General features: G+C 63.2%; 13 protein-coding genes. 8 read left to right on the top strand and 5 right to left on the bottom strand.

Annotated features, from left to right (window positions below; genetic code table 11):
* Positions 1-10 precede the first annotated feature (10 nt).
* Together leuB and Q4S41_RS06270 are read left to right on the top strand one after the other, a co-directional pair.
* Positions 11-1,129 carry a 3-isopropylmalate dehydrogenase gene (gene leuB / locus Q4S41_RS06275; RefSeq protein WP_305030247.1) on the top strand — a complete coding sequence of 373 codons (1,119 nt, stop codon included), beginning with the start codon at positions 11-13 and terminating at the stop codon, positions 1,127-1,129.
* 254 nt (positions 1,130-1,383) lie between these two features.
* Positions 1,384-2,478 carry an NADH:flavin oxidoreductase/NADH oxidase gene (locus Q4S41_RS06270; RefSeq protein WP_305030246.1) on the top strand — a complete coding sequence of 365 codons (1,095 nt, stop codon included), beginning with the start codon at positions 1,384-1,386 and terminating at the stop codon, positions 2,476-2,478.
* Between the two features lie 149 nt (positions 2,479-2,627).
* Here the strand turns inward: Q4S41_RS06270 and Q4S41_RS06265 are convergent, their stop codons facing one another.
* On the bottom strand, positions 2,628-3,155 hold the full coding sequence (locus tag Q4S41_RS06265; RefSeq protein ID WP_305030245.1) for a DinB family protein: 528 nt from the start codon (positions 3,153-3,155) through the stop codon (positions 2,628-2,630).
* Positions 3,156-3,317: 162 nt separating this feature from the next.
* On the opposite strand from Q4S41_RS06265, the gene lysA reads away from it, so the two are divergent.
* Positions 3,318-4,547 (top strand): diaminopimelate decarboxylase, encoded by a 1,230-nt coding sequence (lysA, locus tag Q4S41_RS06260; protein ID WP_305030244.1) that lies wholly within the window; start codon positions 3,318-3,320, stop codon positions 4,545-4,547.
* 8 nt (positions 4,548-4,555) lie between these two features.
* On the opposite strand, the gene Q4S41_RS06255 is transcribed toward lysA, so the two are convergent.
* Positions 4,556-4,900 carry a hypothetical protein gene (locus tag Q4S41_RS06255; protein ID WP_305030243.1) on the bottom strand — a complete coding sequence of 115 codons (345 nt, stop codon included), beginning with the start codon at positions 4,898-4,900 and terminating at the stop codon, positions 4,556-4,558.
* A 267-nt stretch (positions 4,901-5,167) separates the two neighbouring features.
* On the opposite strand from Q4S41_RS06255, the gene Q4S41_RS06250 reads away from it, so the two are divergent.
* Entirely contained in the window at positions 5,168-5,866 is a 699-nt protein-coding gene (locus tag Q4S41_RS06250) for a DUF1345 domain-containing protein (protein ID WP_305030242.1), read from the top strand.
* Positions 5,867-5,903: 37 nt separating this feature from the next.
* Here the strand turns inward: Q4S41_RS06250 and Q4S41_RS06245 are convergent, their stop codons facing one another.
* The 3 genes from Q4S41_RS06245 to Q4S41_RS06235 form a co-directional block, all read right to left on the bottom strand.
* Positions 5,904-6,320, bottom strand: coding sequence for an STAS/SEC14 domain-containing protein (locus tag Q4S41_RS06245; protein WP_305030241.1), 417 nt, complete (start codon positions 6,318-6,320; stop codon positions 5,904-5,906).
* Between the two features lie 125 nt (positions 6,321-6,445).
* Positions 6,446-7,297 carry a pirin family protein gene (locus Q4S41_RS06240; protein WP_305030240.1) on the bottom strand — a complete coding sequence of 284 codons (852 nt, stop codon included), beginning with the start codon at positions 7,295-7,297 and terminating at the stop codon, positions 6,446-6,448.
* Positions 7,298-7,453: 156 nt separating this feature from the next.
* Complete coding sequence (locus Q4S41_RS06235; protein WP_305030239.1) at positions 7,454-8,794, bottom strand: Gfo/Idh/MocA family protein; 1,341 nt, start codon at positions 8,792-8,794, stop codon at positions 7,454-7,456.
* 198 nt (positions 8,795-8,992) lie between these two features.
* Between Q4S41_RS06235 and Q4S41_RS06230 the strand changes: the two genes are divergently transcribed.
* The 4 genes from Q4S41_RS06230 to Q4S41_RS06215 all read left to right on the top strand — a co-directional run bounded on the left by Q4S41_RS06230 (position 8,993) and on the right by Q4S41_RS06215 (position 15,071).
* A complete protein-coding gene (locus tag Q4S41_RS06230; protein ID WP_305030238.1) occupies positions 8,993-11,086 on the top strand; it encodes an ExeM/NucH family extracellular endonuclease in 2,094 nt (697 codons plus the stop codon).
* A gap of 79 nt (positions 11,087-11,165) precedes the next feature.
* Positions 11,166-11,774 (top strand): pentapeptide repeat-containing protein, encoded by a 609-nt coding sequence (locus tag Q4S41_RS06225; RefSeq protein ID WP_305030237.1) that lies wholly within the window; start codon positions 11,166-11,168, stop codon positions 11,772-11,774.
* Between the two features lie 381 nt (positions 11,775-12,155).
* Complete coding sequence (locus tag Q4S41_RS06220) at positions 12,156-13,190, top strand: LacI family DNA-binding transcriptional regulator (protein WP_305030236.1); 1,035 nt, start codon at positions 12,156-12,158, stop codon at positions 13,188-13,190.
* Positions 13,191-13,421: 231 nt separating this feature from the next.
* Positions 13,422-15,071: an MFS transporter gene (locus tag Q4S41_RS06215; RefSeq protein ID WP_305030235.1), complete on the top strand. Its 1,650-nt coding sequence runs from the start codon at positions 13,422-13,424 to the stop codon at positions 15,069-15,071.
* The last annotated feature ends 128 nt before the right edge of the window (positions 15,072-15,199 follow it).

The raw sequence follows: 15,199 nt of genomic DNA, 5'->3' as shown, positions 1-15,199 counted from the left end.
AATTAAGGCAATGAAAAGCAAGAAAATAGCTGTACTGCCCGGCGATGGCATCGGCCCAGAAGTCTGTCGGCAGGCCGTGAAAGTATTGGAAGCCGTGGCCGGCCGTTTCGGGCATCACTTCGAGATGCAGTCGTACCTGATGGGTGCCTGCGCCATCGACGCCACCGGCAACCCGCTGCCCGACGAAACCCTGGCCGCCTGCCGCGCCGCCGATGCCGTGCTGCTCGGCGCCATCGGCGACCCGAAGTACGACCACGACCCTGCCGCGAAGGTGCGCCCCGAGCAGGGCCTGCTGCGCCTGCGCAAGTCGCTGGGCTTGTTCGCCAATATCCGGCCCGTCGTGGCCTACGGCGTGCTGCTGGAGCACTCGCCCCTGAAGCGCGAGCGCATTGAGGGCACCGATATGCTCATCTTCCGCGAACTGACCGGCGGCATCTACTTCGGCGACAAAGGCCGCACCGCCGACGGCGAGGCCGCCTACGACCACTGCACCTACAGCCGCCCCGAGATTGAGCGCATCGCGCACCTGGCCTTCCGGGCCGCCGCCGGCCGCCGGCAGAAGCTCACGCTCATCGACAAAGCCAACGTGCTGGAAACCTCCCGCCTCTGGCGCGAAGTGGTGCGGGAAATGGCTGCGCAATACCCCGAAGTAGCCGTTGACTATCTGTTCGTTGATAACGCGGCCATGCAGGTCATTCTCAGCCCCACGCAGTTCGACGTGATTCTGACCGAGAACATGTTCGGCGACATTATTTCGGACGAGGCGTCGGTGATTGCCGGGTCGCTGGGGCTGCTGCCTTCCGCGTCGGTGGGCGAGCGGGTGGCGCTGTTCGAGCCCATTCACGGCTCCTACCCGCAGGCCGCGGGCAAAGGCATTGCCAACCCCATTGCCGCCATTCTTTCGGCGGCCATGCTGCTGGAGCATCTGGACTTGCACGAGGAAGCCGCCCTAGTGCGCGAGGCCGTGGACGAAGCGCTGAACAATAGCGTCTTAACCCAGGAGCTCAACCACACCGCGCCTTACACCACCGAGGAAGTAGGCAACTACATCGCCTTCTGGATTGCCGATTCCCGCGAGAAGCAGTGGAACCGGGTCAATGTGGAAATCGGGCTGAGTACGATTATCTGATAGAAAGTTCTATCACGCGCATCCTGTCATCCTGAGCGCAGCGAAGGACCCTCTCACGTCTGAACACCTAACGTGAGAGGGTCCTTCGCTGCGCTCAGGATGACAGGCGTTTTTAATGACTCATGTAATGTTAATTGCTTCGGCTGCGCTCAGCACGAATGAAAGCTTTGTCCTTTAAAGCCTATTCGCAATAACCCCAAAGGCCAGAACCCGGTTAAGGCAGCTTGCTCCCTGACTTCATCTTGTGCCTCTATATGATAAAGCTGTTTGAACCCCTTACCCTGCGCGGCGTCACACTGAAAAACCGGATTGTGGTATCGCCCATGTGCCAGTACAGCGCCCAGGACGGCTTTGCCAACGACTGGCACCTCGTGCACCTGGGCAGTCGGGCCGTGGGCGGGGCCGCCCTCATTATTCAAGAGGCCACGGCCGTGTCGCCCGAGGGCCGCATCAGCCCCGAAGACCTCGGGATTTGGCAAGACGAGCAGGTGCCCATGTTGCGCCGCATCAACGAATTCATCACGGCGCAGGGCAGCGTGCCGGGCATTCAGCTGGCCCACGCCGGCCGCAAAGCCAGCACCTACGCCCCCTGGCGCGGCGCCGGCGCCGTGCCCGCCAGCGAAGGCGGCTGGCCCGTGGTGGGCCCCGACACCGAGGCCTTTGCCGACAACTATCCGCAGCCACAGGCGCTCGATGCGGCTGGCATTCAAAAGGTAATTGCTGATTTCCGGGCCGCGGCCCAGCGCGCTTTGGATGCGGGTTATCAGGCCATTGAGCTGCATGCGGCGCACGGCTACCTGCTGCACCAGTTTCTCTCGCCGCTGAGCAACCACCGCACCGACGCGTACGGCGGCAGCTTCGAAAACCGCAGCCGCCTGCTGCTGGAAGTGGTGGCCGCTACCCGCGAAGTATGGCCCGAAAACCTGCCGCTCATCGTGCGGATTTCGGCCACCGACTGGACCGAAGGCGGCTGGACTGCCGACGATGCCGTGCAACTCTCGGCCATCCTCAAAACGCGCGGCGTCGATTTGATTGACTGCTCCACGGGCGGCAACGTGCCCCAGGCAAACATCCCCGTGGGCCCCGGCTACCAGGTGCAGTTCGCCGCGCGCATCAAGGCCGAGGCCGGCATCCGGACGGGCGCGGTGGGCCTCATCACCAGCCCCATGGAGGCCGAGGCCATTCTCGCCAACGGCCAGGCCGACCTGGTGCTGCTGGCCCGCGAGTTTCTGCGCGAACCGTATTTCCCGCTCTTCGCAGCGCAGGATTTGGGCATAGAAGTGCCCTGGCCGGCGCAGTACGAGCGGGCCAAACCGCGCGTGCACAAGGAGGCCGCCGGCCAGCGGTAGCCCATTGTTTTGCTCTACTGAAAGGCCGTCATGCTGAGCGCAGTCGAAGCATCTCTACTGCTGTACTAGTCCAGTCGATTGGATTGCGTTGTGCGGTAGAGATGCTTCGACTGCGCTCAGCATGACAGCCTTTTTGCACTGCTCATCTCTTAATGCAGCGCCAGGCTCTGCACCCACTTGGCCGTCACCAGCAGCTGGCCCAGGTGGCGGGTGGTGTGCTCGGCCGCGTGCACCAGCAGCCCTAAGTGCGTGGACGGCACCTGTGCCCGGCCCACGCCGCGCACCTCGGTCAGGCTGGCTTCGTTGGTGGCTTTTAGCTGATTTAGGGCTGCATCAACTTGGTTGCTGAAGCGCTGCACGAGTTTCGTCACGACGTCAGATTCAATGGTGAGTGGCGGGTTTTCGGCGTGGAATTCGGCAAACTGCTGTTCGGACAAGGTTTCCTGCCGGGCGTAAGTCAGCAGGCGGTCGAGCACGCCGGCGAGGTGCTGGAGGTGGAAGCCCACGGAGGCCACGCCCGCCGGCCGTTCATTGAGCAGCGCGGGCGGGAAATCAGCCATAGCGGTGTTCAGTTCTTCACGGGCTTGCAGCAGGGCGTGGGCCACGGGCTGGAGCAGCGGCGGCACCCCGGCAATGGGGCCGCGCAGCCAGACTTCGAGGGGAGCAGGAGATGACATGATGATAACAGGGAATTAAGCGTTTGGAAAGAACGTCATGCTGAGCGCAGCCGAAGCACCTCTACCGTGCAATAGTAAATGAATACTTGCGCGGTAGAGATGCTTCGGCTGCGCTCAGCATGACGTTCTGTTTTACTTCCAGCAGGCCGTACTTTTGTAATTATGTCAGGTATTAACGATGCGCTGCGCGCCGCCGCCGACCAGTTCGGCACCCCCCTATACGTTTATAATTCGGCGACTATCACGCGCCAGTACGAGAAGCTGACCAAGGCTTTTTCGGGCCATAAAACGCGCTTTTTCTATGCCTGCAAAGCGCTGAGCAACGTGGCCATTCTGCGCCACATCCACAGCCTGGGCTCGGGGCTCGACTGCGTGAGCATCAACGAGGTGCGGCTGGGCCTGCACGTGGGCTTCGCGCCCGATGATATTTTGTTCACGCCCAACTCGGTGACGTTTGAGGAGCTGGTGGAAGCCAAGAACCTGGGCGTTAACCTCAACATCGACAATATTTCCTTGCTGGAGCGGTTTGGCGCCACATTTGGCGGCTCCTACCCGGTGTGCGTGCGCCTGAACCCGCATATCGAAGCCGGCGGCAACTACAAGATTCAAACCGGCCACATTGACTCCAAATTCGGCATCAGCATCCACCAGATGCGCCACCTGGAGCGTGTGGTGAAGGGCACCGGCCTGCACGTGCGCGGCCTGCACATGCACACGGGTTCCGAAATCAAGGACGTGGGCGTGTTCATGCGCGCGCTGGAAATCCTCTTCGACGCGGCCACGCGCTTCCCGGACCTGGAGTTTCTGGATTTGGGCTCGGGCTTTAAAGTACCCTATAAGCCCGGCGACCCCGAAACCGACGTGAACGCGCTGGGCGTGCAGGTGGCGGCGGCCTTCAAGTCGTTCGAGAAAGAATACGGCCGCGCGCTGGAGTGCTGGTTCGAGCCGGGCAAGTACTTGGTGAGCGAAAGCGGCTACCTGCTGGTGAACGTGGCGGTGGTGAAGCAAACCACGGCCACCGTGTTTGCGGGCGTCAACTCGGGCTTCAACCACCTGATTCGGCCCATGTTCTACGACAGCTACCACCACATCAGCAACCTCACCAACCCCAAGGGCGCCGAGCGGCTCTACACCGTGGTGGGCAACATCTGCGAGACGGACACCTTTGCCTGGGACCGGCTGCTGCCCGAAATTCACGAAAACGACCTGCTGGCCTTCCACAACGCCGGCGCCTATGGCTTCGAGATGAGCAGCAGCTTCAACTCGCGCACCCGCCCGGCCGAAGTGCTGCTCGACGAAAGTGGTGAGCTGCGCCTCATCCGCAAGCGCCAGACGTTTGAGGACCTGCTGGCCGGGCAGGTGGATACCGTGGCCGAGGCGAAAGTGGGCTAAACGGCGCGCTACTTGGCGCGCCGCATGAGGTACCCGGTTTGGTCAAAGGTGTTTGGCGAGGCGGTGCTGACGCCGACACATTCCCACCCCTGGCTGCTCAGGTAGTTGAGCGCGGCCACGGCCGACCGGAGTTTCCGCACCACCTGGTCGGTTTTGGCCATGGCTTCGTCTTTCGAACCGTCTTTGAAATGTTGTCCATATTCCAGTTCGGCATGGTCGTACTCGCGGCCCGTGACCACTAGGATGCAGTGTTCGTATTGCACCGCCGCGGCGCTGGCCGCCGGGCGGGCCGTTTGAGCAAATGAGGGGATAGAGGCAGTCAGCAGCGCCCCAAGGCAGAGGATTTTGCGCATGATAACGGGGAAAGGGTACGCCCAAAACTACGCACAGCCCTTGCAATTGGTCTGGCCTGCTAGTTCTTTTTCCCACCCTGATTCTCTGCTGGAATAGCCAGCCAGGCCCGCGCCAGTCGCCTACTGCCGGAGGCCGGGACGCCCCAAACGTCCCGGCATTGTTGTATATTAGGGAAGTTTCGAAACTGCTGATAGGCCGCCGGCTGGTGCGGCGCTAGTGTGGGGCGCGGCGGCCGGTTGGGCCACCGCGCAATTGTTTCGCATGCCATGGACGCTGCCCTCTCGACGCGACTTTCGGCGCTGACGCCTTTGCGGCCGGGCTTGCTGCCCCGCCTGATTCATCTGCTGTTGGCCCTGGCCATCGGCGGCCTGGGCTACCGGCTGGCTCCGCCCGATTTCTCGCCCCTCACCCGGCTGATGATGGGCTGGGATGGTTTCGTGCTGAGCATTCTGCTGCTGAGTTGGATGACCATTTTCCATACGCGCGTGGCCGACATGCCCCACGTCGTCAAGTCGCTGCAGCCCAACAAAACGTGGCTGCTGCTGCTGCTGGCCACCTTCACGAGCACCACCATCAGCATCGTGGCCGTGGTGCTGATGCTGCACAACATGCAGGCCATGGCGCTGGAAGAGCGGGTGGAGAACATCTCGGTATCGGTGGTAGCCATTGGCAGCACCTGGTGCCTGATGCACACGCTGTTTGCCCTGCACTACGCGCACACCTATTTCACGCTGCGCAAGGACACCGCGCCCGATGCGGGCCTGCTTTTCACCGGCGCCGAGCCAACCTCCTACTGGGACTTTGCTTACTTCTCCTTCGTGATTGGCATGACGTCGCAAACCGCCGATGTTGCCATCACCTCGCTGCGCATGCGGCAACTGGTGCTGTTTCACAGCCTTATGGCCTTTGCCTTCAACACCACCATTGTGGCCCTGACTATCAACATTCTGGCGGGCCTGCTTTAGCGGCTGGGGCACCGATTTTGGGCAGGGCTCCGCTGACTCAGCGCCCGTCGGGCACCTGCTTCAGCCAGTTGGTGGCTTCTGCCTCGGCCTCAAACGTGCGGTAGACGTGGGGCAGGTTGCGGCTGGCCATCACAAACTGGTTGGTGGCCAGGCGGGCGAACACGTTGTGCGCCACCAGAATGGCGCCGTGGCGGTAGCCGTGCTCGTTCACGGCGCGGGGCAGCCACTCGTTGGTCATCCAGTCCTGCTCGGTGGGGTTGAAGGGGGCCATGTCGCGCTGGTCGACCAGCATGCGGCTCCAGCGGTGGCGGCTCAGGGCCTGGGCGGCGTGCGTGAGCAGGGCCCGGAACTGCACAGCCTCGCGCGGGCCGGCGTGGTACACCAGCCGCACGTAGCCTTCCGGCTCTTCCCAGATGCGCCCGTGGCTGTTTTCGAAATAAAGGGAACGGGACAAAGGGGGCATCAGCACCGGCTAAACAAACAAAACGGCGGCCATCACGCCTCTGCGTTAGCTGCCGCTGCTGGCCTCAACTAATAAATGCCAGTTGAGGTTATTTTTTGGCCTGTCTTTTCGCCGAATCAGCCGTTCCAAACGCCGAAAGCGCCGGCCTGGTAGTCGCGGTAGGCCTGCTGAATCTCGGCCTCCGTGTTCATCACAAACGGCCCATACGACACCATGGGTTCGTTGAACGGCAGGGCGTGGCCCAGCAGCACCACGGCCGCCTCGTGGGCTTCCAGGGTCAACTCGTTGCCGTCGTGGTTGAACTCCAGAAGCTCGCGCGACTTGGTTTCGGCGCCGTTCACGCGCAAGGTGCCGCGCACGGTGTAGAAGAAAATGTTGCGCGCTGCTGCAATGGGCAGCACCGCGCGGCTGCCGGCCGGCAGTTCCAGCCAGGCCAGGGCCACGTCGGCCAGCGGCTGCACGGCCCCAGCTGTACCCGCCCACTCGCCCGATACGGCGTGCACCACCACGCCGCCGGCCAGGTTTACGGCCGGAATTTCGTCGCGCTGCAGGCCAATGTAGCGCGGCGCCACCATCTTGTCCCTGGCCGGCAGGTTCACCCAGAGCTGCAGGATTTCGAGCGGCCCACCGGTCCGTTTAAATTCCTCCGACGACACCTCGGCGTGAATCAGCCCGCTGCCGGCCGTCATCCACTGAATGCCCCCGGCCGAAATCACGCTCTCGTGCCCGCCCGTGTCTTTGTGCAAAATATCGCCTTCGAGAATAAACGTCACCGTCTCAAAGCCGCGGTGCGGGTGCGGGCCAAAGGGCAGGCCCTGGTTGTTGGGCCGGTACACCTGCGGGCCGTGGTGGTTGAGAAACAGAAACGGGTCGAGGTACTCGACCGAGGCCGTGGGCAGCGCCCGGTAAGTCACGAGGTCGGCAATGGGCGCGTTGATGGCGCGGTGCTGCTGCTTGATGGTGCGCATGGGGCGGTGGGAATTTGGAGGAAGTAGGAAATAAAAACGTCATGTCGAGCTTGCCGAGACATCTCGCGTGGGATAGTAATTCAATCGATTGGATTACTATCCCACGCGAGATGTCTCGGCAAGCTCGACATGACGTACTACGTTAAACTCGCAGGATTACGCCTCTTCTTCCTTCGGCGCCTCGCCCCGGAAGGCGTCGAGCTTGGCCACGGCGGGCAGTTTCACCGGCTTGTTTTCGCGGGCCGACTGGTAGATAGCTTCCATGATGCGCTGGTCCTGCAGGCCTTCTTCGCCGGGCGTGTAGGGCGTTTTATTTTGGCGCACGCACTCGGCCATGTGGTCCATTTCGAGGGCAAACTGGTCTTTCTGCGGGTCGTTGGGCACCTCCTTCATTTGTTTGCCGCCGGGGGCGTGGGTGCGCTCTTGCCGCAGCCCGTGGTAAGGGAAGGCCGGGTCCATTTCGATGCTGCCGGTTTCGGCATACACGGTGTAGCTCTTGTTGTTGAATGAGCCGTACCCCGTCATGCACTGCGAGATGACACCGCTGGGAAACCGCAGCGTAAAGCTCACATTCTCTTCGATTTCCTTGAACCGGTCATCGCCCGGCGTGCTGTATATCTGGGCCGATACTTCGGTGGGCTCCTCGCCCAGCAGGAAGCGCGTGGTGTTGAGGCAGTACAGGCCCACATCGGGCAGGGAGCCGCCGCCGGCCAGGGCTTTTTTGTGGCGCCATTGCTGGTCGTGGGCCTGGTTCTGGGTGTTCATCATCTGAATCATCTTGGTCCGGCCGTAGGTCTTGTCGCGCACCGCCTTTTGGGCCATGCGGTTCAGCGGCTCGTACTGAATGCGGTAGGCAATCATGAGCTTCTTGCCGGCTTTTTTGCAGGCCGCAATCATCTCCTCGCACTCTTTCGAACTGTTCGCCATCGGCTTTTCACAGAGAATGTGCTTGCCGGCCTTGGCGCCGCGCAGGGTGAATTCGTGGTGCATGGAGTTGGGCAGCACAATGTAAATCACCTCCACTTCGGGGTTATCCTTGAGCTGGTCGTAGGTTTGGTAGGAGTAGCAGCTGCCGGGCTTGATGCCGTACTGCTGGGCCACTTTGCGCATTTTCTCGGGGTCGCCGCTCACCAAGGCCACCGGCTTGGCGTGCTTGCTTTTGCCGAAGGCGGGCAAAATCTCATTCAGCGTGAGGTGGCCCAAGCCCACCAGGGCGTAGCCCACGCGGCGCTCGGGGGCGTCGGGGTTGAGGGGGTCGGCGCCTTTGGGGTCGGTGGGCGCTTCGAGGGGCGGCAGCTGGATGTCGAGCGGACCCGTGGCAGGTGGCACGGGGGCTTCGGGGGTGGCAGCTTTGGCGGCGGCGAGGGGCAATGCGCCAGCCACGCCCACGGCCAGCAGGCCGCGCCCGGCGTGATTGATGAACTGACGGCGCGACTCGTCGTGGCGCGGCTCGAGGTCGGTGGTTTCGGGGGCGGCAGCGGAAGTTTCCTGGAACATTGAACGGAAAGGTGGCAAGGTGAATTGGAAGGCAACTACCGGGCTTACGTGCCGGGGCCGCCTGCGAGTTGCCGGGCATCGCGGTGTGGTTGAGCTTATCCGATGCCTGACCGACAGCCTTTTTCACCAACGGCCCCAACTGCCAAATCCCCAGTACATTTACAGCCCCGCTTTGGGACTCTTTTGATTTTTCCGTTTATGACGCAGGTTTTTACCCGCTCCTTTTTCCTGGCCGGCACGGCACTGCTGGCGGTTGCGGCCGCCCCCGCATTGGCCCAAACCGCCACCGTAACGCCCATTGGCGTCATCCAAACCAGCGGCGCGCTGGCCACGGCGGGCACCTACACCATCGAGGCGGTGGTGACGGGCGTGTACGCGGGCCTGAGCCCGGCCGGCTTCTACGTGCAGAACGACGCGGCCGGCGCCGACGGCGACCCCACCACTTCCGACGCCCTGTTTGTGGTGCAAACCAACCCCACGGTGGCCGTCGGCAGCAAGCTCCGCATCACCGGCGCGGTGCAGGAAATTGCCAGCACGCCTTCGTTCAACCAGGCCGTGCTCACCAGCCCCAGCATCACGGTGGTGGCGGCCAGCAGCGCACAGCCGGCCTTCACCATTCTTAATAATGCCATGTTTTCGAGCCTCGACGCCGAGCAATACGAAGGCATGCGGGTGCAGTTTTCGGCGCCCGTGACGGTGGCCGACGTGGCCGCCGTGAAGTCGCGCGGCGAGCTCACCATTTCGACCCAAGGCCTGGTGTATCAGCCCACGCAGTTCGTGGACCCCAACGACGACCCGGCCAGCGGCACCAGCAGCACCGGCACCACCAACGTGCCCGCCGTGAACGCCTACCAGGCCGCCAACGTAGCCAAATCGTTGGTGCTCGACGACGGCCGCGCCGCCACCAACCCCACGCCCATCCCCTACCTCGACGCCACCACCGGCACTGTACGCGTGGGCAGCACCGTGACGCAACTGCGCGGCATCATGGGCTACGGCAGCAGCAAGTGGCGCATCCAGCCGCTGGCCGGCGCCGATGCGCCGCAGGTAACGACCGTGCGCCCGCCGGTGCCTACTTTCAGCAACATCGACGTGAAGCTGGCCAGCATGAACGTGCTTAACTTCTTCAACGGCGATGGCGCGGGCGGCGGCTTTCCTACTTCGCGCGGGGCTCTCACGCTGGCCGATTTTCAGCGCCAGCGCAGCAAAATCCTCGCTGCCCTCACCCAGATAAATGCCGACGTATTTGGCCTGATGGAAGTGGAAAACGACGGCACCCGGGCCATTTCGGCCGTGCAGGACCTCGTGAACGGCCTGAACCAGGCCCAGGGCGCGGGCACCTACGCCTTCATCGACGACGGCGGCCTCTACACCCAGCCCAACAACACCGACCTGATTCACTGCGCCATCATCTACAAGCCGGCGGCGGTGACGCCCTACGGCAACTTCCTGCTGTGCACCACCATCGGCGTGTTTGAGCGCCCGCCCATTGCCCAACTCTTCACCACCAACCGCCCCACGGCTACCCGCGACACCTTTGCCATCGTGGTAAATCACTTTAAATCGAAAGCCAGCGGCAGCGGCGCCAACGCCGACCAGCAGGACGGCCAGGGTGCCAGCAACCTGCGCCGCAAGCAGCAGGCCGCGGCCCTCGTGCAGTTCATCAACGCCGTGGTGAAGCCCGCCGGCACCCGCTACGTGGTGAGCGTGGGCGACTACAACGCCAACTACGAGGAAGACCCGATGGACGTGCTGCGGGCGGCGGGCTTCGTGCTGGGCAGCCCGGCCGCCAGCGCCTCCTACCTCTTCAGCGGCCTCAGCGGCTCGCTCGACCACGCCGTGCTCACGCCCAACCTGGTGGGCCACGCGGCTGTGGAAAAGTGGCACATCAACGCCGCCGAGCCCGAATTTCTGGAATACGACGTGGCCGGCGCCGCCACCGACATCACCAGCCCCTTCCGCTCCTCCGACCACGACCCGGTGCTCATCGGACTGAATTTCCGCAGCACCGTAACCGCGGCGCTGGCGCCCAAAGCCGCCACCGCGCGCCTGCAAATTTTCCCCAACCCCGCGCCGGGCGCCTTCAACATCCGCATCGCCAACCCCGACGCGCGGCCCCTGACGCTGGAGGTGCTGTCGGCCCTGGGCCAGCCGGTGCTGGCGTTGCGCGGCACGGCCACCGAGGTGCAGGCCGAGCTGGCGCGGCGCACGGCGGCGCTCACGCCGGGGGCTTATCTGGTGCGGCTGCGCGGCGAAGGGCTGAGCGAGGTGCAGCGGGTGGTGAAGGAGTAGGCGCTATTTAGAATAAAAAGAACGTCATGCTGAGCGCAGCCGAAGCATGACGTTCTTTGTGGTGGCACACCTCTCCGCCATGAAACCAGCCCGCCGCAAGCCCGCCCCTGCCCTGCGCAAGCCCGACCGATTTCCCGATGAAAACGTGGCTACGGGCTGGGATGCCCGCCACCTGCTGGGCCACACCGAATTCGACGAATACCACTTCATCAACTGCGATTTTGGCGGGGCCGATTTGAGCGGGCTGCGCTTCAGCGAATGCCGGTTTGAGCGCTGCAACCTTTCCTCGGCCAAGCTGGCGGGCACGGCGCTGCAAAACGTGGCGTTTGATGAGTGCAAGCTGTTGGGCCTGCAGTTCACGGCCTGCCGCGACATGCTATTTGGCGTGCATTTCGACCAATGCCAGTTGCGCTACGCCTCATTTGCGGGGCGCAGCATGGCCGCCACCCGCTTTATGGGCTGCGGGCTGGAGGAAGCCGATTTCGCCGACGCCGACCTGAGCAATGCCGTGTTCCAGGACTGCGCGCTGGCCGGCGCGGTGTTTCAGAACACCCGCCTGCCGGGCGCCGACTTCACCACCGCCACCGGCTTCATCATCGACCCCGAAATCAACCCGCTACTGGGCGCCAAGTTCACGTTGCACGGCCTGCTGGGCGTGGTGGCCAAGTTTGGGCTGGTGGTGGAGTAAGTAGGGCATTACGGGTTTTCATGGCGTCATGCAGCGCGCGGCGAAGCATCTTTACCGCGTAACGCAATCCATTCAAAAGGATTTACTGCTACGGTAAAGATGCTTCGCTACGCGCTGCATGACGTTTCATTAAACGCTTGCCGCGCCCTTCTACCCCCCGCCAAAACCCATCCCTAAACTTCCGGTTTCGTTTGTGGCTAGTAGATTGCGGAAGAATTCCCATCTATGCCCGAAAGTGGCGGCTTCATGTCCGGGCCGCGGCCTGCTTTCGGTAAATTGTCAGCACCACGCAACGGGCCGTTTCGGAACGTTGCGCTGGGGCCCGTGAACAGTAGCACAAGCCACGGCACGGGTATTTTTTCACCTTGCTACAACGAACAGATGGCCAATCGGCGCGCCTCTATCACTGACCTGGCCAAGACGCTGGGACTTTCCCCCTCCACCATTTCGCGGGCGCTGAGCGACCACGACGACGTGAGCGAAGCCACCAAGGCCCGCGTGCGCCAGCTGGCCGAAGAGCTGCACTACCAGCCCAACCAACTGGCCGCCGCCCTGCGCCGCGGCCGTAGCAACACGCTGGGGGTGCTGGTGCCGCACATCACGGGCCACTTTTTCCCGCAGGTCGTCCACGGCATTGCCACCGAAGCGGCCAAGCTGGGCTACAACGTGATGATTTGCCAGTCGAACGAAGACGCCCGCCAGGAACAGAAAAACATCGACCTGCTGATGAACTCGCAGGTCGAAGGCATCCTCGTGTCGTTGGCCAACACCACGCAGAGCTTCGGCCACTTCGAGGCGGTGCGCCAGCAGAATATTCCGCTGGTATTTTTCGACCGCGCCGTGGAAGATTTCAGCGGCAGCAACGTGAGCGCCGTGGTCATTGACGACTACCAGGGCGCCTACCAGGTGGTGACCCACCTCATCGAGCAGGGCTGCACCCGCATTGCCCACTTCAGCGGCCCGCTGCACCTGAGCATTCACAAAAACCGCCACCAGGGCTACCGCGATGCCCTCACGGCCCACGGCCTGCCTGTGGACGAAGAGTTGATTGTGTTCTGCGAGATGAACCAGAAGGGCGGCACCCAGGCCATGCGCCAGCTCCTGAAGCTGCCCCAGCGCCCGGACGGCGTGTTTTCGAGCAACGACCTGGCCGCTATCGGCGCCATTCAGGCGGTGAAGAGCGCGCGCCTGCGTGTGCCCAAAGACGTGGCCGTGGTGGGTTTCAGCAATGAGATGTTCACGCTGCTCACCGAGCCCATGCTCAGCAGCGTGGACCAGCGCTGCGAGCAAATGGGCAAAACAGCGGTGCAGCTGCTGCAAAAGATGCTCAAAGGCGGCCCCAACCGCCAGGCGCCGCCCAAGCCCATCGTGCTCAAGCCCAAGCTGCTGGTGCGCGAGTCGTCGCAGAAGCGGTAAATAATCCAGCGGACAGATAAAGCCCGTCATGCTGAGCGCAGCCGAAGCATCTCTACCGTACAAGTAATCAATTTACTGCTGCGGTAGAGATGCTTCGGCTGCGCTCAGCATGACGGGCTTTTTTTATTCTATTTCTTTCGTCCTTTTAACAGCCCATCCCCGAAAACCGTAGGAAGCCAAGCCATTCCGCCCGCTGGCTTGTTATACCCAGCGGACTCCTACTGCTTTTCGATGACGCCTACCACCGCCCCGGCCCCCAGGGCCACCATGCTCACGCCGTTTACCATCGCCATTTTCCGGGCCATCTGGATTGCGGGCCTGGTGAGCAACGTGGGCACTTGGATGCAGAACGTGGCCGGCGTGTGGCTCGTCACCACCCTCACTACCTCGGCCCTGCTAGTGGCTATGATGCAGGCCGCCACCAGCTTACCGGCGTTCCTGCTCAGCATGCCCGCCGGCGCCATGGCCGACCTCGTGGACCGGCGCCGGCTGCTGCTGTTCACGCAGGGGTTCATGGCGGTGGTGGCCACGGTGCTGGGCGTGCTCACGCTGATGGACAACGTGTCGGCGCTGGGCGTGCTGGGGTTCACCTTCTTATTGGGCATGGGCGCGGCCCTGAACTCGCCCATCTGGCAGGCCGTGACCACGGAGCTGGTGCCGCGGCCGGTGCTGCCGTTCGCCATCACCCTCAACGGCGTGAGCAACAACATTGCCCGGGCCATCGGGCCGGCCATTGGCGGCGTCATCATTGCCTATTACTCGGCTGGCTGGGTGTTTGTGCTCAACGGGGTGTCGTTTCTGGGCACCTGGGCGGTGGTGTATTTCTGGAAGCGTGAGCAGGAAGTGAGCAGCGGGCCGGCCGAAAACTTCACCGGCGCGCTGCGGGCCGGGCTGCGCTACGTGCAGTATTCGCCGGCCATTTACGGGGTGCTGGTGCGCACGTTCGCGTTTTCGTTTGGCGCCACGGCCATGTGGGCGCTGGTGTCGGTGGTCATTGCCCGGCGGCTGCACCTGAGCTCGGGGCACTACGGCGTAATGCTCTCGTGGCTGGGCGCGGGCGCCGTCACGGGCGCGTTCCTGATGGGCCGGGCGGGATCGCGGCTGAGCTTCAACCAGCGCGTGCTGCTGGGCGTGCTCATGTTTGCGGGCACCAACGTGGCGCTGGCCCTCGTCTCGCAGATTTACCTGCTCTACGCCGTGATGTTCTTCTCGGGCATTGCCTGGCTGATGGTGATGACCAGCTTCAGCACCACCGTGCAGCTAAACGTGCCCAAGTGGGTGCAGGCGCGCGTCATCAGCGTGTACATGCTGGTGTTTCAGGCGGGGATGTCGCTGGGCAGCCTAGCCTGGGGCGAGCTGGCCGACCACCTCAGCCTCGAAACCTCGCTGCTGATTGCCGCCGGCTGGATGCTGGTGAGCACGCTGCTGGCCTTGCCCTTCCCCATGCGTCCGGCCGAAGGGCTGGACCTGGCCCCCGCCGAGCACTGGCCCGACCCCGAAACCGAAGGCGAAATCGACCCTGACGACGGCCCCGTCGTGGTCATGATTGAGTACCATGTGGAGCCGGCCGACTGGCCCGCCTTCCGCGCGGCGGCCGAGCAGCTCAAGCGCTTGCGCCTGCGCGACGGCGCTCTGCGCGCCGGCATGTTTGCCGACGTGGCGCACCCCACCCGCCTCACCGAGTTCTACTACGTAGCCACCTGGGGCGAGCACCAGCGCCAGCACCACCGCTTCACCAAAGAAGACCAGGTGGTGGAGGCTCAGGTGCTCAGTTTCCACAGCGGGCCGGAGGTGCCGCGCGTGTCGCATTTCCTGGCTTTCCCCAATGCCTCGAACGTGGAAATGGCCACGCCCATGCAAACGCAGGAAAGCCAGCGGTGAGGGCGGTTCGAAATCTATAGAACGGTCATGCTGAGCGCCGCCGAAGCATCTCTACCGCAGCGGTAATTCAATTGGCTGCGCTGAAGCGGTAGAGACGCTTCGGCTGCGCTCAGCATGACCGTTCTTTT

Origin of the sequence: Hymenobacter convexus (assembly GCF_030580955.1) — a bacterium.
GTDB lineage: Bacteria > Bacteroidota > Bacteroidia > Cytophagales > Hymenobacteraceae > Hymenobacter.
Note: the sequence above shows the minus strand (reverse complement) of the source record. Positions and strands in the feature narration are given on the sequence as shown.

Bases quoted from the DNA above. Each gene is read 5' to 3' on its own strand.
- lysA (WP_305030244.1), top strand. From the start codon at position 3,318: ATGTCAGGTATTAACGATGCGCTGCGCGCCGCCGCCGACCAGTTCGGC.
- Q4S41_RS06225 (WP_305030237.1), top strand. From the start codon at position 11,166: ATGAAACCAGCCCGCCGCAAGCCCGCCCCTGCCCTGCGCAAGCCCGAC.
- Q4S41_RS06230 (WP_305030238.1), top strand. From the start codon at position 8,993: ATGACGCAGGTTTTTACCCGCTCCTTTTTCCTGGCCGGCACGGCACTG.
- Q4S41_RS06235 (WP_305030239.1), bottom strand. From the start codon at position 8,794: ATGTTCCAGGAAACTTCCGCTGCCGCCCCCGAAACCACCGACCTCGAG.
- Q4S41_RS06265 (WP_305030245.1), bottom strand. From the start codon at position 3,155: ATGTCATCTCCTGCTCCCCTCGAAGTCTGGCTGCGCGGCCCCATTGCC.
- Q4S41_RS06215 (WP_305030235.1), top strand. From the start codon at position 13,422: ATGACGCCTACCACCGCCCCGGCCCCCAGGGCCACCATGCTCACGCCG.
- Q4S41_RS06255 (WP_305030243.1), bottom strand. From the start codon at position 4,900: ATGCGCAAAATCCTCTGCCTTGGGGCGCTGCTGACTGCCTCTATCCCC.
- Q4S41_RS06250 (WP_305030242.1), top strand. From the start codon at position 5,168: ATGGACGCTGCCCTCTCGACGCGACTTTCGGCGCTGACGCCTTTGCGG.
- Q4S41_RS06270 (WP_305030246.1), top strand. From the start codon at position 1,384: ATGATAAAGCTGTTTGAACCCCTTACCCTGCGCGGCGTCACACTGAAA.
- leuB (WP_305030247.1), top strand. From the start codon at position 11: ATGAAAAGCAAGAAAATAGCTGTACTGCCCGGCGATGGCATCGGCCCA.
- Q4S41_RS06240 (WP_305030240.1), bottom strand. From the start codon at position 7,297: ATGCGCACCATCAAGCAGCAGCACCGCGCCATCAACGCGCCCATTGCC.
- Q4S41_RS06220 (WP_305030236.1), top strand. From the start codon at position 12,156: ATGGCCAATCGGCGCGCCTCTATCACTGACCTGGCCAAGACGCTGGGA.